Origin of the sequence: Photobacterium kasasachensis (genome assembly GCF_050336885.1) — a bacterium.
Lineage (GTDB): Bacteria > Pseudomonadota > Gammaproteobacteria > Enterobacterales > Vibrionaceae > Photobacterium > Photobacterium kasasachensis.
In genome coordinates, this window is the sequence record NZ_JAKJSH010000006.1 from 468,459 (window position 1) to 487,665 (window position 19,207).

General features: G+C 51.3%; 16 protein-coding genes. 12 read left to right on the top strand and 4 right to left on the bottom strand.

Going from position 1 to position 19,207, the window contains the following annotated elements:
• The first annotated feature begins 108 nt into the window (after positions 1-108).
• From cmoM to L4D19_RS09825, 10 genes are all read left to right on the top strand, one after another.
• Positions 109-945, top strand: coding sequence for a tRNA uridine 5-oxyacetic acid(34) methyltransferase CmoM (gene cmoM / locus L4D19_RS09780; protein WP_428452302.1), 837 nt, complete (start codon positions 109-111; stop codon positions 943-945).
• A complete protein-coding gene (mukF, locus tag L4D19_RS09785; protein WP_075766476.1) occupies positions 942-2,264 on the top strand; it encodes a chromosome partition protein MukF in 1,323 nt (440 codons plus the stop codon). Before cmoM ends, mukF begins: the two co-directional genes overlap by 4 nt.
• The gene (gene mukE, locus L4D19_RS09790) at positions 2,245-2,976 is read left to right on the top strand and encodes a chromosome partition protein MukE (RefSeq protein WP_160648224.1); all 732 of its coding nucleotides are present in this window, start codon (positions 2,245-2,247) and stop codon (positions 2,974-2,976) included. The genes mukF and mukE overlap by 20 nt, the downstream gene beginning before the upstream one ends.
• Positions 2,976-7,436 (top strand): chromosome partition protein MukB, encoded by a 4,461-nt coding sequence (gene mukB / locus L4D19_RS09795; RefSeq protein ID WP_428452303.1) that lies wholly within the window; start codon positions 2,976-2,978, stop codon positions 7,434-7,436. The genes mukE and mukB overlap by 1 nt, the downstream gene beginning before the upstream one ends.
• 294 nt (positions 7,437-7,730) lie before the next feature.
• Positions 7,731-8,765, top strand: coding sequence for a hypothetical protein (locus L4D19_RS09800; protein ID WP_428452304.1), 1,035 nt, complete (start codon positions 7,731-7,733; stop codon positions 8,763-8,765).
• Between the two features lie 325 nt (positions 8,766-9,090).
• Positions 9,091-9,876, top strand: coding sequence for a tetratricopeptide repeat protein (locus L4D19_RS09805; RefSeq protein ID WP_428452305.1), 786 nt, complete (start codon positions 9,091-9,093; stop codon positions 9,874-9,876).
• A gap of 298 nt (positions 9,877-10,174) precedes the next feature.
• Positions 10,175-10,348 (top strand): periplasmic nitrate reductase, NapE protein, encoded by a 174-nt coding sequence (locus L4D19_RS09810; RefSeq protein WP_428452306.1) that lies wholly within the window; start codon positions 10,175-10,177, stop codon positions 10,346-10,348.
• A 38-nt stretch (positions 10,349-10,386) separates the two neighbouring features.
• Positions 10,387-11,571 carry a pentaheme c-type cytochrome TorC gene (gene torC / locus L4D19_RS09815; RefSeq protein ID WP_428452307.1) on the top strand — a complete coding sequence of 395 codons (1,185 nt, stop codon included), beginning with the start codon at positions 10,387-10,389 and terminating at the stop codon, positions 11,569-11,571.
• A gap of 21 nt (positions 11,572-11,592) precedes the next feature.
• On the top strand, positions 11,593-14,073 hold the full coding sequence (gene torA, locus L4D19_RS09820) for a trimethylamine-N-oxide reductase TorA (protein ID WP_428452308.1): 2,481 nt from the start codon (positions 11,593-11,595) through the stop codon (positions 14,071-14,073).
• Between the two features lie 158 nt (positions 14,074-14,231).
• Positions 14,232-14,669 (top strand): group II truncated hemoglobin, encoded by a 438-nt coding sequence (locus tag L4D19_RS09825; RefSeq protein ID WP_075766468.1) that lies wholly within the window; start codon positions 14,232-14,234, stop codon positions 14,667-14,669.
• An 84-nt stretch (positions 14,670-14,753) separates the two neighbouring features.
• On the opposite strand, the gene L4D19_RS09830 is transcribed toward L4D19_RS09825, so the two are convergent.
• Both L4D19_RS09830 and cuyB read right to left on the bottom strand, forming a co-directional pair.
• Complete coding sequence (locus L4D19_RS09830) at positions 14,754-14,882, bottom strand: hypothetical protein (RefSeq protein WP_275690343.1); 129 nt, start codon at positions 14,880-14,882, stop codon at positions 14,754-14,756.
• A gap of 88 nt (positions 14,883-14,970) precedes the next feature.
• A complete protein-coding gene (gene cuyB / locus L4D19_RS09835; protein WP_075766467.1) occupies positions 14,971-15,681 on the bottom strand; it encodes a cysteate racemase in 711 nt (236 codons plus the stop codon).
• Between the two features lie 192 nt (positions 15,682-15,873).
• Here cuyB and L4D19_RS09840 point away from each other — a divergent pair, with 192 nt between their 5' ends.
• Together L4D19_RS09840 and L4D19_RS09845 are read left to right on the top strand one after the other, a co-directional pair.
• Positions 15,874-16,758 carry a LysR substrate-binding domain-containing protein gene (locus L4D19_RS09840; RefSeq protein ID WP_075766466.1) on the top strand — a complete coding sequence of 295 codons (885 nt, stop codon included), beginning with the start codon at positions 15,874-15,876 and terminating at the stop codon, positions 16,756-16,758.
• A gap of 131 nt (positions 16,759-16,889) precedes the next feature.
• Complete coding sequence (locus tag L4D19_RS09845) at positions 16,890-17,660, top strand: TSUP family transporter (protein ID WP_428452309.1); 771 nt, start codon at positions 16,890-16,892, stop codon at positions 17,658-17,660.
• On the opposite strand, the gene L4D19_RS09850 is transcribed toward L4D19_RS09845, so the two are convergent.
• Positions 17,620-18,465 carry a LysR family transcriptional regulator gene (locus tag L4D19_RS09850; protein WP_428452310.1) on the bottom strand — a complete coding sequence of 282 codons (846 nt, stop codon included), beginning with the start codon at positions 18,463-18,465 and terminating at the stop codon, positions 17,620-17,622. The two genes, L4D19_RS09845 and L4D19_RS09850, sit on opposite strands and share 41 nt — an antisense overlap.
• A 95-nt stretch (positions 18,466-18,560) precedes the next feature.
• Positions 18,561-19,049, bottom strand: a complete 489-nt coding sequence (locus L4D19_RS09855) for a MarR family winged helix-turn-helix transcriptional regulator (RefSeq protein ID WP_075766463.1) — start codon at positions 19,047-19,049, stop codon at positions 18,561-18,563.
• Between the last annotated feature and the right edge of the window lie 158 nt (positions 19,050-19,207).

The window sequence follows — 19,207 nt, forward strand, 5'->3', positions numbered from 1 at the left end:
GAAAATTCAGCAGTTGAGCTCGAAAAAGCACCACAAGCCTTTATTCCTATAACGCTTGTGAGAAAATAAGCCACATTTTTTCAACCGCTATCATAACGTAAAGCTGACGTGATCAAAGATCGAAATTTTGACGACCTAGCGCAAAAATTTGCTAAAAATATCTACGGGACAGCAAAAGGCCAAATAAGGCAGACTGTTGTCTGGCAAGATCTTGAGCAAATTTTAGCCTTGCTGGAATCACAAACACCGTTGCATATTCTTGATGCAGGCGGGGGGATCGGCCAGCTATCGCAAAAAATTGCTGAGCTGGGGCATCGTGTCACTTTATGTGATCTTTCTGGTGAAATGCTGAAGCTGGCCGAGCAGGAAATTGCCAACAACGGCCTTCTTGAGCAATATCGTCTGGTTCACAGCTCGGTCCAGGAAATTGGCGAGCATTTGAGTGAGCCGGCGGACTTGGTGCTATTCCATGCTGTGATGGAGTGGCTGTCCGATCCGAAAGAGGCGCTTGAGCGGTTATTGGAGCAAACCAGGCCCGGCGGGGTTATCTCGGTGATGTTCTACAACTACAACGGACTGCTGTTCAAGAATTTAATTTGTGGCAACCTGACTCATATCGAAGAGGGAATGCCGCACCGCAAGCGCTTTAAGCTACAGCCACAGCAGGCTATCAAGCCGGAAGATGTCTATAGCTGGTTAACCGACGCCGGATTTACCATTCTCGGAAAAACCGGCGTGCGTACCTTCCATGACTATATGCAGACAACCATGGTAGGTGACTACAGTTTTGAACAAGTTCTTGAGATGGAGCAGAAGCTTTGTCGTCAGGAGCCTTATTTGTCCCTGGGCCGCTATATCCATGTATACGCCCAGAAACCATCAGATCCGGAGACACCGGCTGATAACGGGACAAGCAACGATAACAGCAATAAGGACAACGGATGAGTGATGTATCCCAGACCGTTCCTGAGTTGGTGAGTTGGGTTAAGCAGCATGAGTTTTCGCTTAACCTGCCAACTGAGCGGCTGGCGTTCTTGTTGGCGATTGCTGTATTAAGCGGCGATCGCTTTGATGAAGAATTAGGGGAAGGGGAGCTGATTGATGCGTTTCGCATTGTAAGCGATATGTTTGATCAGTCTCAGGAAACCCTGGCCTTTCGTGCCAATAACGCCATTAATGAACTGGTTCGCCAGCGCCTGATCACCCGCTTTACCAGTGAGGTGACGGATGGGGCCAGTATTTACCGTCTCAGCCCGCTTGCGCTGAGCATAACCGACTATTACGCCCGTCATCGCGAGTACTCTTCACTGAAATTGTCGATTCAGCTGGCAATGGTTGCCGACGAGATCAACAAGGCTGCGGAAGCTGCGCAGGAAGGTGGTGATGAGAAGCACTGGCGTCAGCAGGTCTACGCCGTACTGAAATATTCAGTGGCTGAAATCTTTGACCGGATTGATCTTAACCAGCGCACAATGGATGAGCAGCAGCAACAGGTCAAGCAAGATATTGCCGAGCTGCTGAATCAGGATTGGCGGGCGGCAATCACCAACTGTGAGAGCCTGCTGAACGAAACCTCCAGTACGCTGCGTGAGCTGCAGGATACTCTGCAGGCGGCAGGCGACCAGCTGCAAACCCAGCTGTTGGCTATCCAGGAGGAAATTCAGGGTAACCCGGATCTGGATTTCGTCGACGGGATGATCTTTATCCTGCAGGCGAAGCTTGACCGAATCATCAACTGGGGGCAGCAGGCCATTGATCTGTGGATTGGCTATGACCGCCACGTTCATAAGTTCATCCGTACCGCGATCGATATGGATAAGAACCGTGCCTTCAGCCAGCGCTTGCGTCAGTCGGTCACCGATTATTTCGACGAACCATGGCTGCTGACCTACGCCGATGCCGAGCGTCTGCTGGACATGCGTGACGAGGCGTTGGTGCTGAGAGACGACGAAGTTACCGGTATTGTGCCGGAAGAGATGGAATTTGAAGAGCTCAGCCTGGTGAACGACCAGTTGGCCGACCAAGTTGCTGCAATGCTGCAGACCCATAAAGAAACGGGTGCTGCAATCAACCTAAGTTTGCTTCTTAAAGATTATTTGGCTCAACAACCACATGCGCAGCACTTTGATTTGGCGCGCATTGTGATTGATCAGGCGGTAAGGCTCGGTTACTCGGAGTCGGACTTCAATGCAATACAGCCTGACTGGGAAGCAATCAATGAATATGGAGCCAAGGTACAAGCTAATGTCATCGATAAATATTGAAGAATTTATGCCTGAGAAGCTGGCCAAGGCAATAGCCAACCCGCTTTTCCCGGCACTGGATAATGCGCTACGTTCTGGCCGCCACATCGCCAGCGAAGATTTGGATAACCATGCTCTGCTGATTGAGTTCGAGCAGCCGCTGGTTATGTTTTACAAACGTTATAACGCCGAGTTGGTTCGCGCCCCGGAAGGTTTCTTCTACCTGCGTCCTCGCTCGACGTCACTGATCGGCCGCTCGGTACTGTCGGAAATCGACATGCTGGTGGGCAAGGTACTGTGTTTCCTTTATTTGAGCCCGGAGCGCTTGGCGCACGAAGGGATATTTACCAACCAGGAACTGTTCGACGAGCTACTGGCACTGGCCGACGAGACCAAGCTGATGAAGCTGGTCACCAACCGGGCAACCGGCTCTGATCTCGACCGGGAAAAACTGTTCGACAAAGTCAAAACGTCGCTGCGTCGCCTGCGCCGTATCGGGATGATCATTCCGGTAGGCGAGAACGGCAAATTCCGCATCAGCGAGGCGGTATTCCGCTTTGGTGCCGATGTCCGTACTGGCGATGACGTACGTGAAGCCCAGCTACGTCTGATCCGTGACGGTGAAGCGGTGGTGGTTCACCAGCAGGAGCCGAGCCAGTCTAGCCTGTTGGATGCAACGGGCGAGCAAGAAACAGAACAAGCCGAGCATGACGGACAGGAGGGCGAAGCCTGATGGAACGCGGTAAGTATCAATCGCTGACAATGGTCAACTGGAACGGCTTCTTTGCCCGTACCTTTGACATTGATAATTTGGTGACCACTCTGTCGGGTGGTAACGGTGCCGGTAAGTCGACAACGATGGCGGCATTCATTACTTCTCTGATCCCGGATCAGAGCCTGCTGCACTTTCGAAATACGACTGAAGCCGGCAGTTCGAACGCCTCGCGCGACAAGGGCCTGCACGGTAAGCTGAAGCCGGGTGCCTGTTATGCGGCGCTGGATGTGGTTAACTCCAAGAAGCAACGCATCATCTTCGCGGTCAAGCTGCAGCAAGTGGCCGGTCGTGACAAGAAAGTGGATATCAAGCCATTTATCATCCAGGGCCTGCCATCGGATATTAAACCGACCGAAGTCCTGGTCGAAACCTTGTCTGACAACCAGGCGCGGGTTCGCCAGATCAATGAAGTCAAAGAGATTGCCGCCGAGTACGAAGGGACCCACTTCAAGGCCTTTAACTCGGTGACGGATTACCATGCCCAGATGTTCGAGTTTGGTGTCCTGCCGAAGAAATTACGCAACAGCAGCGATCGTTCCAAATTCTATCGCCTGATTGAGGCCTCGCTGTACGGAGGGATCTCGAGTGCGATCACCCGCTCGCTGCGTGACTACCTGCTGCCGCAAAATACCGGGGTGAAGAAAGCCTTCCAGGACATGGAAGCGGCACTGCGCGAGAACCGGATGACGCTGGAAGCGATTAAGCTGACCCAGAACGACCGTGACCTGTTCAAGCATTTGATCACCGAGGCAACCAACTATGTTGCTGCGGACTATATGCGCCATGCCAACGAGCGTCGCCAGAAGCTGGAAAAGACCCTGAGCCTGCGTGGCGAACTGCTTGGTTCGCGCAAGGTGTTGGATGATCAGCAAACATCGATGATTAACATGACCGGCGAGCTGGATGAACTGACAGAGCGTGAAGGCGCACTGGAGCAGGATCATCAGGCAGCGTCGGATCACCTGCAGCTGGTTCAGACCGCAGTACGTCAGCAAGAGAAGATTGAACGCTACCGCGAGGATCTTGAAGAGCTGACCGAGCGCCTGGAAGAGCAGGTGATGGTGGTTGAAGAAGCGGCCGAACAGTTGGCGATGGCTGAAGAGCAGTCGCTGCTGAGCGAAGAGGAAGTCGACAGCCTGAAAACTCAACTGGCGGACTACCAGCAGGCGCTGGATATGCAGCAGACCCGTGCCCTGCAATATCAGCAGGCGGTACAGGCGCTGGAGAAAGCCCGTGATCTGTCCGGTGATCATCAGCTACTTGCAGATCAGGCGGTGCCTTACCTGTCTCAGCTCAAGCAGGAGCAGGAAGTACAGACTACAGCATTGCTGGCCCTGAAACATAAACTTGATATGTCTTCGGCGGCTGCTCAGCAGTTTGATAAAGGTCTGCAAATTGTCACCACCATTGCCGGTGCGGTTGATCGTGCCCAGGCAGGTGACAAGGCGCGCGAACTAATTGCACATGCCCGCCAGCTACGTGCCGTTGCTGATCGTGGTGAACAGCTCAAGGCACAATACCGTGACCTGGAGCGCAGTGTGCGCAACCAGCGTCAGGCGACCGAGCTGGCCGAAACCTATGCCAAGCGATTTGCCGTCACTGTCGACAGCGAGCTGACATTGGCTGAAGAGCAGGCCCGTCATGAAGCGACGCTGGAAAGCCTTGAGCAACAGCAAGAGATGTTAGTCGAGCAGCGTGGCGAGTTTCGTCGTCAGGAGCAGCAGCTGTCTGCACAAATTTCGTCGCTGGAGGCATCGGCGCCGGCCTGGATTGCGGCATCAGATGCACTGGAAAAACTGTCTGAGCAGTCTGAGCGCGAGCTGTTTGACAGCCAGGCGGTGATGGATGCGATGCAGCTGACACTGGATAAGGAGCGTGAGGCCTCGTCAAAGCGCGACCAGCTGGCTGCACGCAAGACGCAACTGGAGCTGGATATCGAGCGCCTGGCACAGCCGGGCGGTAGCGATGATTCTCGCCTGCGCGCATTGGCAGATACGCTTGGCGGTAGCCTGCTGTCAGAAATTTATGACGACATTACCCTGGCTGATGCCCCGTACTTCAGTGCGATGTACGGCCCGGCGCGCCACGCAATTGTGGTGCCGGATCTGAAGGGCATCAAAGACAAGCTGGTGGCGCTGGATGACTGTCCGGATGACCTGTATATCATCGAAGGGGATGCCGACTCGTTTGATGACAGTGGTTTTGACGTCGATGAACTGGAAGAGGCTGTTTGTGTTCACCTGAACGACCGTCAGCTGCGATACTCTCGTTTCCCGAAAGTCCCGCTATTTGGCCGTGCTGCCCGCGAGCAGCGTCTCGAGCAGCTGCGTGAGGAACGCGAGCAGGTTGTCGAGGATCACGCCAAGGCCGCGTTTGACTCACAAAAGCTGCAGCGTCTGTATCAGAGCTTCAATAGTTTTGTTGCCACTCATATGGCCGTTGCCTTTAATGCCGATCCGGAAGCTGGGCTGAAAGCGGCACGTGACAAGCGTAACCAGATCACTCGTAGCCTGTCTGACTCCGACGCCAAAGAGCAGCAGCAACGTAGCCAACTGACGGCTGCGCGTGAGGGGCTGGCGCTACTGGGCAAGCTGACACCAGTTGTTAACTTGCTGGAAGACGACACCCTGACAGCGCGCTTTGAAGACGTTGAGCAGCAACTGTCTCAGCTTGACGAGGCACGTAACTACCTTGACCGCCATGGCAAGGCAGTCGTGGAATTGGAAGGATTGGTGTCTGCACTGGATGCCGATCCGGAGCAGTTTGATGCCCTGCAGGCTCAATACGAGCAGGCTGACAACACTTTGCAGTCGCTGAAAACCAAAATCTTTGCGATTGCTGACTTGGTTGAGCGTCGCTACCACTTTAGCTATGCCGATTCAGTTGAGCTACTTAACAAGAGCTCGGAGCTTAATGAGCAGTTGAAGGCGAAACTGGTTGCGGCAGAACGCGAGCGTACCCGCAGCCGTGATGCGCTGAAGCAGTCACGTGCCCAGGCCAACCAGTACAACCAGTTGATGGCATCGCTCAAGAGCTCGCATCAGGCGAAACTGGAAACGGTTCAGGAGTTTGAACGTGAGCTGCAGGAGCTGGGCGTTCGCGCTGATCTTGAAGCAGAAGAGCGTGCCCGCTTGCGCCGTGACGAGCTGAACGAACGACTGCACAGCTCCCGTACCCGACGCAGCCAGCTGGAAAAAGCAATCACCTCGATTGAGCTGGAGATGAAAGCGTTGGTTAAGCGCCTGCGTAAAGTCGGTAAGGAATACCAGGAAATCCGCAAGCTGGTGGTTACTGCCAAGGCCGGTTGGTGCGCGGTGTTGCGTCTGGCGCGCGAAAGCGATGTCGAACGTCGCCTGCACCGACGCGAGATGGCTTACATGTCTGCCGACGAGCTGCGCTCGCTATCGGATAAGTCGCTGGGTGCATTGCGTCTGGCAGTGGCCGATAACGAGGAATTGCGAGATGCGTTACGTGCGTCGGAAGATGTTTCGCGTCCTGAGCGTAAGGTTCTGTTCTATATTGCCGTCTACCAGCATCTACGCGAGCGTATCCGTCACGATATTATTCGCACCGATGATCCGGTCGAGGCGATCGAAGAGATGGAAGTCGAGCTGGCTCGTCTGAGCGAAGAACTGACGGCCCGCGAACAGCGTCTGGCGATCAGTTCTGACTCGGTGGCGAATATTATCCGCAAGACAATCCAGCGAGAGCAAAACCGTATCCGTATGCTGAACCAGGGTCTGCAGAATATTGGTTTTGGTCAGGTGAAAGGTGTTCGCCTGAATGTCAAAGTGCGTGATACCCATGAGGCACTGTTGAGCGGTCTGGCGGAGCAGCAGGATCAGCATCAGGATCTGTTCGGCAACCATCGCCTGACGTTCTCCGAAGCGATTGCCAAACTGTTCCAGCGCCTGAATCCGCATATTGAGATGGGTCAGCGCTCGCCGCAGATCATGGGCGAAGAGTTGCTTGATTACCGTAACTACCTTGAGCTCAGCATCGAAGTGAACCGTGGTACTGATGGTTGGCTACAGGCCGAATCGGGTGCGCTATCGACCGGTGAGGCAATCGGTACGGGTCAGGCAATTCTGCTAATGGTTGTCCAGAGCTGGGAAGAAGAGTCACGTCGTCTGCGCGGAAAAGAGATCATTCCGTGCCGTCTGTTGTTCCTTGATGAGGCTGCCCGACTGGATGCAAAATCTATCGCTACATTGTTCGAGCTGTGTGAGCGTTTGGACATGCAGCTGTTGATTGCGGCTCCGGAGAATATCAGTCCTGAAAAAGGCACCACCTACAAACTTGTCCGGAAGATCTTCAAAGATCGCGAGCATGTTCATGTGGTTGGCTTGCGCGGTTTTGGCCAGGAGCCGAAATCCCAGGGCAATATCCAGGAAATGCTCGAGCTTGACCTCGCGTAACCGACGCAGCAAAGCCAAGTAACTGATGAGAAGACCGGAGAGATCCGGTCTTTTTTTATGGCACAATTTTATTGATTTCCCTGTCGGCACAGGTTCATTTTTGACCTTATGTCTTGTTACTAAGAACCTCATCTCATTACTTAATTACGTTACCGATAAATTATTTGCGGTGCTATTAGCCTCTAAAATTTTAACTGTTGGAATCGGCCATCCAGAATAACAAGCCAAACTGAGCGGCGGCCCGCGAATGCGTTTGGTCACGGCCAATTTATACATTGTCGTAGGGGTGTAGAGATGAGAAATATAATATTAACGATGCTCGCCACGTTAGTGGTGGCTGGGTGCGGAGGCTCGTCTGGGGATTCAGGTTCGGCAAATGCAACCCCGGGTTCGGGGAGCGGAGAAGTACCGGTTTCAGTAGGGGTGTCAAAACCACCAACAGAAGTGCCTGAAGTGCCGGATGACGGCGATCAGCTGCAGGCTTGTGTGGCAATTCAGAGTGTCAAGCTAACGAACCTGGCCGGCGAGATTGTCGAGTGGACCACAAGAAGCATGAACGGAGAAGTAAAAAGCTCTGAGCAATGTATTCCTGAAGGCTCGGAGATCCCGGTTTACGATGACGGCACACCGAAGTTTATCGTGATCGATTTGCATGATATCACTGGTGTTGATCTGGTTGATCTGATTTCGGAGCAGTTAGTTCCTGTCGGTGAATATGTCAGCATGGCATTGTCACTCGCAAGGGGTGAATATGAATTCCTTGATGATTTACCTGTGAATGTACCTATTGATGAATTTATGGGAGTGCCTTACTCCTATGTCGGTAGCTGGGTCGATAACAAGGTGATTGATGATGATCTGACGTTCGACGGTTTGAATATCAATATCAATGCCCCTGAAAAGTTCGTGATGACGTTTGATTTCAGGAGTATGTTCAAGCTGGTTGAGAATGCCTATAAGTTCAAGCAAGAAGCATTTCAGCTGCTGAATGAAAACTTATCAGGTAGCATTTTTGGTGACATTGACCTTTCGTCATGTCCTACAACAGATAATGCCTATGTCTATCTTTATGAATCCAATGATGAGCAGGAGAAGTACGGCGATCTTGGATCGGATGAATACACGCCGACCATGACGGCCAAGGTCACAGACGAAAATAATTACTCAATGCCATACGTTCCCGCGGGAAATTATGATGTGGTGTTAGTGTGTGATGGCCTGCTTGATTTGCCGGATCAGATTGACCTGGATATCGACCTGGACGGTGACTCGCCGAAGTATACCGATCAACAGCTTGCCAGTGGTGAAGACAAATACCTACCGTTGTAATTGTGAGCCATCGAACAGTGGCGCAGTGAAGCCGTCAGCGAGGGCTGGCGGCTTTGCCATCATGATGGTAGCAGAATAATCTTTGTAGATTCAGCTTTGGTTAAGCATATATCGGTAGTTTATATGGTGGAAGAACACGATCTATCTCTCATAATCAACAATACGCTACTAACTAATTTTAAATATAACTCTCTGAGCTGACATCGAATAATCGAAAATGTCGTTCATTCCAGTCATTGTTGCCTACCTTTTGCAGGTTGTTTTTTAATCATCACTTCTATAGATTTCAATCAACACCACGAAGCTAGATGAAAGAGAACCTAATATGCCTGCAGTAATGACCCTTAAAAAAGTTGTTTTCGGTGCCGTGCTCGGCCTTGCTGTAGTCGGCTACGGAACAGCCCAGGCCTCTGTAACGACATCTCCTGAGAATCACCTGTTATCAACCTTAAATTATGTCGAGCTAGAAGCCGAACAGGGCGATAAGAATATGCAGCTTTTTCTGGGACGAGCTTATCTTGAAGGCTCAAATGGCCTGAGAGCTGACCCGATGAAAGGCATGTACTGGTTGGAAAAAGCGGCAGTCGATATGCCGGAAGTAAAGACCATGATTGGTGACCTGTTTAAAGCGGGTCAAGTGTTGCCAAAAGATAACCTTCGTGCTGTTCAGTGGTACATGGAAGCGGCCAAAGAAGGTGACATACCGGCGATGGTTGAGCTTGGTGCCTACTATGCATCAGGTGCTACCGGCAAAGTAGACTGCGGCAATGCGATTAAATGGTTTAACGAAGCGTCCAACGGTGGTTCGCTAGAGTCTAAGCGTAACCTGGTATGGCTGTATGCAACGTGTTCAGACGAGCGTATGCGTGATGGCGAACGTGCCCTGAAATTGGCCAAGCAAGTGCTGAAGCGTACAGGAACAGGTGATGCAGGTGACTATGATAATCTCGCTGCTGCCTATGCTGCATGCGGTGAGTTCCGCCAGGCTATCGAAGCCCAGGAAGTGGCTATCGAAAAGCTGGAAGAAACTAACACCCAGCGTTATGTCAAATTTGAAAATCGCCTGAAGCTATATCAGCAGCACCAGACTATCTACATGGCGTCGCTATAATCGGATATTGGCTATAATCGAATACTGAAACCCTAAAAGCCTGCTTCTCTGAAGCAGGCTTTTTTGCTTTCTGTGTTAACCGTATTTCAATCTGCCTGCTACTTAATTCCCTGCCATTCTTGTTAACGCTCATCCTCTGATATCTACCGTATTTGTGCCGTCGTTTGTTGTTCGGATAAATAGGCAGGGCGGATCATTCTATTGAAGTGCAATTGATATCCTTAACTATACTTTGTGGTGCACTACCTCTTTGGCTGTAGGCAAAGAGGATAATCATAAAAATGATGGGATGTTAGCAATGAATAACTCAGAACCTGTTGAGACTCAAGACAGAGCAAAATATGAGTGGCAATCCTTCCTGTTTATTGTCATTTTTCTTTTCCCTATCCTGTCAGTTGTCCTTGTCGGTGGCTACGGCTTTATTGTCTGGGCAATGCAGGCATTTTTCATCGGTCCTCCCGGCCACGGTTAATACGCCCTCAGCAGTTAAGTTAACGAAAAGGTGGTCTTATGATTAGCTTGATAAATAAACTGTGGGCGACGTTTTGGCGTCCGGCAGTGCATATTAGTTTAGGTGTGTTGAGCCTGGGTGGCTTCATTGCCGGGATTATATTCTGGGGGGGCTTCAATACCGCGCTTGAGTTTACCAATACCGAGAAGTTTTGTATCGGTTGTCATGAAATGCGTGACAATGTCTATGAAGAGTTGCAGACGACAGTGCATTGGTCAAACCATTCTGGGGTGAGGGCTACTTGCCCAGATTGTCATGTTCCCCATAACTGGACAGATAAAATCGCCCGCAAGATGCAGGCCAGCAAGGAAGTGTTCGGGGCAATTTTTGGCACCATTAATACTCGCGAGAAGTTTCTGGAAAAACGGCTGGAGCTGGCCAATCACGAGTGGAAACGTTTTTCGGCCAACGGCTCGCTGGAGTGCAAAAACTGCCATAACTACGACAGTATGAATTGGGAAGAGATGTCCGATCTTGCCAAAGTCCAGATGAAACAGGCCGCCGAGCGCGACCAGAGCTGTATGGACTGTCATAAGGGAATCGCCCATGAGCTGCCGGGTAATATGGAGGCTTCCGGCGGTATGGTCTCCGAGCTGGTTCAGAAAGCCAACAATACCAGTTACTCGGAAGGTGAGAGTTACTTCAGCGTTCGTTATTTGCCAATGTACGAAGACGAAGCGCTGACGGTGGATGGTGGCCAGCTGAATCCGGCTTCTGAGGTGAAAGTGGTGCAGGTTAAGGATAATGCGATTCAGGTTGAGATTGCGGGCTGGCGGAAAACCAAAGGTTTTGGTCGGGTGATCAACGAAGACTTTGGCCTCAATATTCCGACGGCGGCGTTGAGCAAGGACGTTGCACTCAATGATGCATTGGTCGAAAAGTTTGAAGAGAAAGAAGACGATCTCACTGGACTCGGCTGGCAGCGGATCAGTGTCAAACTGTGGATGCCGAAAGAATCCCTGATGGAGGATGTCGAAGAAATTTGGGCGGTCGCGGGCCCTGCATATAAAGACAACTGTAGTGTCTGCCATACCCAGCCTGCCGAGAATCACTTCGATGCCAATACCTGGCCGGGTATGTTCAATGGGATGCTGGCATTTGTGAATCTGGATAACGATAGTGAGGCGCTGGTACTTAAGTATCTGCAGAAGCATTCATCAGATTTCTCTGATGGCGGTCATTAAGAGGCAAGTGAGGGAGAAACCATGTCATTAAGTCGACGTAAGTTCTTAAAAGGCCTAGCGACAACCTCGGCTGTGTCTGTTATTGGCCCGAGCCTGCTTGTTCAGGCAGCAAGAGCGGCAACAGAAGAGGCATCACCATATACGGCCGACGGAGTCTGGAAAGTCTCGGGTTCCCATTGGGGAGCGTTCCGGGCCCATATCTATAACGGTAAGGTTACTGAGATAAAACCGCTCGAGAGAGACAAGTATCCGACGGATATGATCAACGGGATTAAAGGTATTATCTATAACCCGTCGCGGGTACGTTACCCCATGGTTCGCCTCAATTGGCTGAAGAAGCACAAATACAGCGGTGATACGCGCGGTAATAATCGCTTTGTCCGGGTAACCTGGGATGAGGCGCTGGATCTGTTCTATCAGGAACTGGAGCGGATCCAGAAAGACTACGGTCCGTGGGCGCTGCATGCGGGTATGACTGGCTGGCGGCAAACCGGCCAGTTTCATAGCTGTGGTAACCATATGCAGCGGGCCGTGGGAATGCACGGCCGCTTTATGACCAAGGTCGGGGACTATTCCACCGGGGCCGGACAGACGATACTGCCTTATGTACTCGGGTCAACCGAAGTCTATGCCCAGGGCACTTCATGGCCGGACATACTGGCCAACAGCAAAACAATTATCCTGTGGGCCAATGATCCGGTTAAAAATACTCAGGTAGGCTGGCAGTGCGAGACCCATGATTCCTACGGCTATTATGAGCAGCTTAAAGACAAAGTGAAGAAAGGGGAGATCAAAGTGATCTCCATCGATCCCGTGCGCTCGAAGACCCAGAACTATTTGGGCTGCGATCAGCTCTATGTTAACCCACAAACCGATCTGCCGCTGATGCTGGCTATTGCACACACCTTATATAAAGAAGCGCTCTACGATAAGAAGTTTCTCGAGACCTATGCCTTGGGTTTTGATGAATTTATGCCCTATGTACTGGGTGAAACCAAGGACAAAATGGAAAAAACACCGGAATGGGCCGAGTCAATTTGCGGTGTTAAAGCCGAGCAGATACGGGAACTGGCACGGTTGATGGCCAAAGATCGGACTCAGTTGATCTTCGGTTGGTCAATCCAGCGTCAGCAGCATGGTGAGCAGCCTTACTGGATGGGAGCTGTTATCGCGGCGATGCTGGGGCAAATCGGTTTGCCTGGCGGTGGTGTATCGTACTCTCATCATTACAGCGGAGTCGGAATTCCTCCGACTGGCGCGTCGGGGCCGGGCGGCTTTCCGCGAAATGTTGATGAGGGTAAAAAGCCCAAGTGGGATAACGATGACTTTAAGGGTTACAGCAGTACCATTCCCGTAGCGCGTTGGATTGATGCGATCTTAGAGCCTGGCAAGGAGATCAACTACAACGGCAGCAAGGTTAAGCTGCCCGAGACCAAAATGCTGGTAGTCAGTGGCTGTAACCCCTGGCATCACCATCAGGACAGGAATCGGATGAAAACAGCTTTTCAAAAGCTGCAGACAGTCGTGACCATTGAGTTTGCCTGGACGGCTACCTGCCGTTTCTCCGATATTGTGTTGCCGGCCTGCACCCAGTTTGAACGTAACGACATCGATCTCTATGGTGCTTATTCTGCATCCGGTATTTTGGCGATGCACAAGCTGGTGGATCCTTTGTATCAGTCGAAAACGGATTTTGAAATCTTTACCGAGCTTTGCCGCCGTTTTGGCCGCCACAAGGAATATACCCGCGGCATGGATGAAATGGAGTGGGTAAGACAGCTCTATGATGAATGTCGCGAGGCCAACAAGGCAAACTTTGAGATGCCGGAGTTTGATAAGTTCTGGGCTGATGGTGTGGTCGATTTCGGGGAAGGCAAGAATTTTGTCCGACATGCCGACTTCCGTCAGGATCCCGAAATTAACCCGTTAGGAACACCGTCGGGATTTATTGAGATCTTCAGCCGTAAAATAGACCGCTTTGGTTACGAGCACTGTCAGGGACACCCTATGTGGTTCGAAAAGGCGGAGCGCTCGCACGGCGGCCCGAAATCGGACAAGTTTCCGCTCTGGCTTCAGTCTTGCCATCCCGATCAGCGTTTGCATTCGCAGATGTGCGAGTCAGAAGAATACCGGGCAACCTATACCGTCCAGGGTAGGGAACCCATTTATATCAGCCCTGAAGATGCCAAACAGCGCGGAATCAGTGACGGTGATCTGGTCCGGGTTTATAACGACCGTGGTCAACTGCTGGCCGGTGCCAGGGTGTCGGATAACTATCCGCCTGGTGTGGTGCGTATTCACGAAGGAGCCTGGTACGGGCCGCTGAACGAAAAGCTTGGTGCGATTGATACCTATGGCGATCCGAATACCTTGACAATGGATGTCGGCTCGTCGGAATTGGCGCAGGCGACTTCTGCCAACACGGTTGTGGTGGAAATGGAGAAGTTCGAAGGCGAAGCACCGCCTGTCACCTCGTTTGGTGGTCCGATTTACGAGAGTTAATGACCGTGCCGGAAAGGGCTGCTGTGTGGTAGCTCTTTACCGATGTCTGCTTGATTGATTCTGGCGAGGGCACCGTTCTGTGATCATTCTATTAATGACGGTGGCAGGCCTTGCTATACAATGAATCGGTACATTAATAATAAGTAGTAAGAAGTAACATGAAGCCTCAACAAGAAGATATTTCCGCAGTAAGTAAACCCACGGCACCTGTATACGGTGTTGGAGACAGTACCCTGCAAGCCGCCGGTGGCGAAGCGGGCGTGAAAAAGCTGGTCGAAGCATTTTACGAGTATATGGATACTCTGCCAGAAGCCGAAATAATCCGGGCAATGCATGCCGAGGATTTGACCGAATCAAGAGAAAAGCTGACGACATTTCTGGTCGGCTGGATGGGAGGTCCATCTCGCTATTCTGAAAAATACGGCAGCATGAATATCCCCGGCGCTCACCGCCATCTGGCGATAGGTGTGGCTGAAAAAGAAGCCTGGTTGCTTTGTATGCAAAAGGCTCTGGATGATCAGGGGTACGAGGAAGTGTTCAAGCGCTATGTGATGGTTCAGTTATCATTTCCGGCTGAGATGTGCCGTAATCGATGAACTGGAATCAGCATCTATAAAATGGCAAACAGGCGGGGTATTGCTACTCCACCTGTTTGATTGCTTCAGCTTTGATTGCTTTAGTTACGTATTGTCCCAGTGTTGGCGAAAGAACTCGTCTATCGCTTCAATGGCCTTTTCGACAAATTCATCCCAGTCATAGGGCTGAATTCTTCTCGCCTCGTTAAGCGTATGTCGGGCAAAACTGGCCATATTCTCTGCCTTCAGCTAATGCCGGGTTTTATGTTGTGGCATTAATAAGTATAACAGTTCCGTCGTGTACTAAAGCGAAACAGCGTGCCTAGGCGACGAGCTCTGGAGCGTCTTCCTGTGCCCATTGAATACATTGCTCGGCCAAGATATCGAGTGAATCCAGACAGCATTCAGGGCGGGACTGAGTCTGCTCAGCCAGAGCAACAGGAATTTCAGTACAGCCAAAGATGACGGCTTCCGCACCGCGTTCCAGCATTGCCTCAAATACGGGCAGCATTAGTTGCTTGCCGAGTTCGACGTCGCCGGCTTTGACGGCATAAATGCCATCCATCACAGCCTGCTGCTCAGACTCAGATGTTTCGAGCGCATTGATCTGCTGCTGGGCCAGTTTGGACTGGTACATCCGAGTCATCATGGTTGCGGTTGTGGCAAGTACACCCACTTGACGGTATTGGCGTTCTTTGGCTTCATTCACGACACTGTCGATAATGCTGATAGTGTGGACATTACAAAGTTGGGTCAGGCGGGGATACCAGTAATGAGCCGTATTGCAGGGCATAACAATGCACTCGGCGCCAGCTTGCTGCAGCTGCTCCATTCCCTGTTTCAATACCGGGAAGGGATCTTCACCATTACTGATCAGATAAGCGGTGCGGTCTGGGATCTGCGGGTTATTACTAACAAGCATCGGAATATGCTGCTGATCATTGTGAGCAGGTGTTCGAGAAATAATCTTTTGCATAAATTCAACCGTTGCCAATGGCCCCATGCCACCAAGAATCCCTAATTTTCTGCTCATGCTCTCATTCCTGCAGTACTTTTAACTGTGTTTACTATAAGACGAGGCTATTTTGATGAGAAATGCCGTTGCTGGGGCTGTCATGCCTGATCGGTATGGGTAATTGTCAAAACTGTGATCGCTGGTGGTTGAAATGTGTCTGTCTAATTATAGGGCTTCGCTATACTGCATTTTTTCCCTACGCAAATAGTTATGAATATAGAAAGTAAGTGGCTGGAAGATTTTCTGGCTCTCGCTGATGTTCGGAACTTCTCGCAGGCCGCGCAGATCCGCAATGTGACCCAGCCCGCTTTTAGTCGCCGAATCAAAGCCCTGGAGCAGACTGTCGGGGCTGAGCTGATTGACAGAAGTAAGACACCTGTTGCCCTGACCCCAAGTGGCCGCCTGTTCCGGATCACGGCCCGTACCCTGATTAATCAAATGATGGACGGCGTTGGCCAATTGTCGGATTTATCCAAGCTGGGCGGCAATATCGTCCGCGTTGCCGCAGCGCATTCGCTGGCAACCAACCTAGTGCCTTCTATTCAACCCAAGTTGCTGGCCGGCAAGCATAGTCCGTTATTGAGTGTTGAGGCCATTGATGTTGATCAGGCGATTGAAGAGCTGCAGGAAGGGGGCTGTGACATACTGCTGGCTTTTGACGATGAGCTGCTAAGGCTGCCGCCGTACCAGTCTTTGCAGATTGGACAGGCTGAATTGTTACCGGTCTGTGCATGCGACAGCGATGGTCAGCCACTCTATCAGATCAGTAATAACAAGGAGCTTCCCTGGTTGGCTTACAGCCCGAGTTCATATATGGGACGTCAGGTAGAAGCCATACGTGATCAGGTGAACCTGAAGGCAGTGTTTCTGTCGTCAATGACTGATTTGCTGAAAGTGCTGGTCTTGCAGGGGCAGGGTGTGGCTTGGTTGCCGGATTACTCTATCCAGGAAGAGCTGGCAAGCGGCAAAGTGGCGGTGGTCGGGGAGCCGCACTTAAGGCTCCCCATCACTTATTATGCTTACCGCTATCAGGCCCGTCTCCACCCGGCAGGCGAACAGGTCTGGCAGACACTCCGTACCCTGATTAATCAGTAATACATCAAGTTACACCTTGTATGCACTGATTCCTATTGGGAATAGGTTGTCGTCCTATGTTTCGCTATTCCTTGTCTGGCCGCAATGATAACTTTCACGCTCATTATGTATGGCTGAAGAGATATAGCTAAATGGATTTTTCGTACGATATTATTGCCTTGTTGTTTTTGGTGGCAGGGTTGGCCGGGTTTATTGATGCAATTGCCGGTGGCGGTGGATTGTTGACCGTTCCGGCACTGCTGGCCGCAGGTGTGCCTCCGACCCAGGCACTGGCGACAAACAAGCTACAGGGGGCATTCGGGAGCTTTTCAGCCTCATTGTATTTTGTGCGAAATGGCTTGGTGAACTTGAGCCAGATGCGAAACGCGATTGGCTGTACCTTTGTCGGTTCGGCAATCGGGGCTGAACTTGTCCAGCGCATTGAGGCCGGCGTACTGACAAGCCTGATCCCTGTCTTGCTGGTGTGTATCTCGCTCTATTTTTTGCTGGCACCTCAGGCTGGCAAAGGAGGCGGTGCACCTAAGCTATCGGACAATGCGTTTGCCTTGACTATCGGTGCCGGTGTCGGGTTTTATGATGGCTTTTTTGGTCCGGGAGCCGGGTCGTTGTTCACCGTCGGCTTTGTTGTCATCGCCCAGTTGGGGCTTGTTGAAGCAACGGCCAGAACAAAAGTGCTTAACTTCACCTCTAATTTTGCTGCGCTGTTGTTCTTTATTTTTGCCGGGTTGCCGGTTTGGGAAATTGGCCTGGTGATGGCAGTAGGTGGCTTTTTGGGAGCCCGTATTGGTGCCAAGGTTGTCGTGACCAAAGGTAGAAAGCTTATTCGTCCGATGGTGGTGATTATTTCAATGGTGATGGCGATTAAGCTTTTGCTGGAACAACATCCACAATGGTTTCAATAAGCGTACGGATCCGCGCTGACTGATAGCTGCTTTGCCGGTAGCAAAGGTGTACCGGACGGGTGAGCTCATCAAGAAAATCAAAATGATGACAAAATGCCGGATCTATCTTTAGCGTTTTGACGATAGAGGCCGGCACGAGCGCTGGGGCGACTCCTCCCAGTGCCAGCTGGGCTGCGGCCGTGTAGGAGTCCATCTCCATCAACGGAACAATACCGACTTTTTGAAGCAGGCTGGCCTGATTGGCGTTGGCCGGATTTTGGAAGTCATTGACCAGCAGGGCTTGTGGTGTTTGTTGCAGGGGCTGGTGGCTGATCACCGCAAAGTGTTCATCGAAGAGATGGCGGGTAGTCAGTCCGTGCTGCGGCGGCAGGTGACCGGCGCAAAAGCCGATGGTCGCCTCTCCCGACTGCACTTTTTCGACAATGACCGGGGTATGGTGGGTCGCAATGGAAATGTAGGGGTCGGTTTTAATATAGTTGCCCATCATTTCACCAAGGTAACCAGCGACCAGGGTTTCCGAGCACTCGAGTGTGATGATGGTGTGGTCCTGGAAGCTCTGCTGATCAAAGATCAGCCCTTTGATTTCTTTATAGCTGGGGCCGATATTGTCAATTAGGGCGATGGCGTCCGCGGTCAGCTTTATCCGGCGTCCGGAAGGTTCTATCAGCTTCTTTCCCAACTTTTTCTCAAGCCTTGCGATACGCTTGCTGACCGCACTCTGACTGATATACAGATAGCTGCCGGCTTTGCTCATGGTCCCTTCTTTAGCCAGTACCAGCAGGGTTTCTATGCCTTCGAGTAACATAGCTGTACTCCATGATTAAGGTAGTGATTGACTAAGGGGCCGACAGGATGGGCAAAGAGTTTGGAGCAAATAGCCGGTAAGCCGGCTATTTGGCATTAGGGGGCGATTTCTTCTTGCTTGGTGATACTACCGACTTCCAGTACCGCAGCAACATCAAGGTGTTCTGCGTTCATCATGGAAGAGATCCGTTGTACGGATGATAACAGCAGCGACTGCTCCCACTCTTCAAGCTCCTGAAAGCGGGAAACAAAGTTTTCCTGAAGCGGAAGCGGTGCTTTGGCAAGCACTTCTTTGCCGGTTTCTGTCAGGTAAGCATGTACTTTTCGCTTATCTAGCTTGCTTCGTTCACGAACGACCAGCTCACGTTTTTCCAGACGGTCAAGAATCGTTGTTGCCGTCGCCTGGCTCATGTTTGTGTTGTTTGATAGCTGGCGAATGGTGACTTCACCTGAGTCACGAATCGCTCGCATCAAAACTAATTGAGGCCCCGTGAGTCCTGCGACTTTATTGAGTTTTCTCGAGTGTAAATCGATAGCTCGAATGATTTGTCGAAGGGCAATGAGGACTTCTTCGTGCTTGTCCATTTAACTCTCCCAAATTAGTGTCGCGAAGGTACATCAATATTGATAAACATGAAAGACTTAGTTGCTGTAAACACGACAAAACCGTGGTTCTTCAATCTCATTATCGTCGCCAAAGAGTATTAACTCAATGAAAGGGCGCCTAAGGGAGCTACGATTGA

Bases quoted from the DNA above. Each gene is read 5' to 3' on its own strand.
- mukF (WP_075766476.1), top strand. From the start codon at position 942: ATGAGTGATGTATCCCAGACCGTTCCTGAGTTGGTGAGTTGGGTTAAG.
- mukE (WP_160648224.1), top strand. From the start codon at position 2,245: ATGTCATCGATAAATATTGAAGAATTTATGCCTGAGAAGCTGGCCAAG.
- mukB (WP_428452303.1), top strand. From the start codon at position 2,976: ATGGAACGCGGTAAGTATCAATCGCTGACAATGGTCAACTGGAACGGC.
- L4D19_RS09800 (WP_428452304.1), top strand. From the start codon at position 7,731: ATGAGAAATATAATATTAACGATGCTCGCCACGTTAGTGGTGGCTGGG.
- L4D19_RS09805 (WP_428452305.1), top strand. From the start codon at position 9,091: ATGCCTGCAGTAATGACCCTTAAAAAAGTTGTTTTCGGTGCCGTGCTC.
- L4D19_RS09810 (WP_428452306.1), top strand. From the start codon at position 10,175: ATGAATAACTCAGAACCTGTTGAGACTCAAGACAGAGCAAAATATGAG.
- torC (WP_428452307.1), top strand. From the start codon at position 10,387: ATGATTAGCTTGATAAATAAACTGTGGGCGACGTTTTGGCGTCCGGCA.
- torA (WP_428452308.1), top strand. From the start codon at position 11,593: ATGTCATTAAGTCGACGTAAGTTCTTAAAAGGCCTAGCGACAACCTCG.
- L4D19_RS09825 (WP_075766468.1), top strand. From the start codon at position 14,232: ATGAAGCCTCAACAAGAAGATATTTCCGCAGTAAGTAAACCCACGGCA.
- L4D19_RS09830 (WP_275690343.1), bottom strand. From the start codon at position 14,882: ATGGCCAGTTTTGCCCGACATACGCTTAACGAGGCGAGAAGAATTCAG.
- cuyB (WP_075766467.1), bottom strand. From the start codon at position 15,681: ATGAGCAGAAAATTAGGGATTCTTGGTGGCATGGGGCCATTGGCAACG.
- L4D19_RS09840 (WP_075766466.1), top strand. From the start codon at position 15,874: ATGAATATAGAAAGTAAGTGGCTGGAAGATTTTCTGGCTCTCGCTGAT.
- L4D19_RS09845 (WP_428452309.1), top strand. From the start codon at position 16,890: ATGGATTTTTCGTACGATATTATTGCCTTGTTGTTTTTGGTGGCAGGG.
- L4D19_RS09850 (WP_428452310.1), bottom strand. From the start codon at position 18,465: ATGTTACTCGAAGGCATAGAAACCCTGCTGGTACTGGCTAAAGAAGGG.
- L4D19_RS09855 (WP_075766463.1), bottom strand. From the start codon at position 19,049: ATGGACAAGCACGAAGAAGTCCTCATTGCCCTTCGACAAATCATTCGA.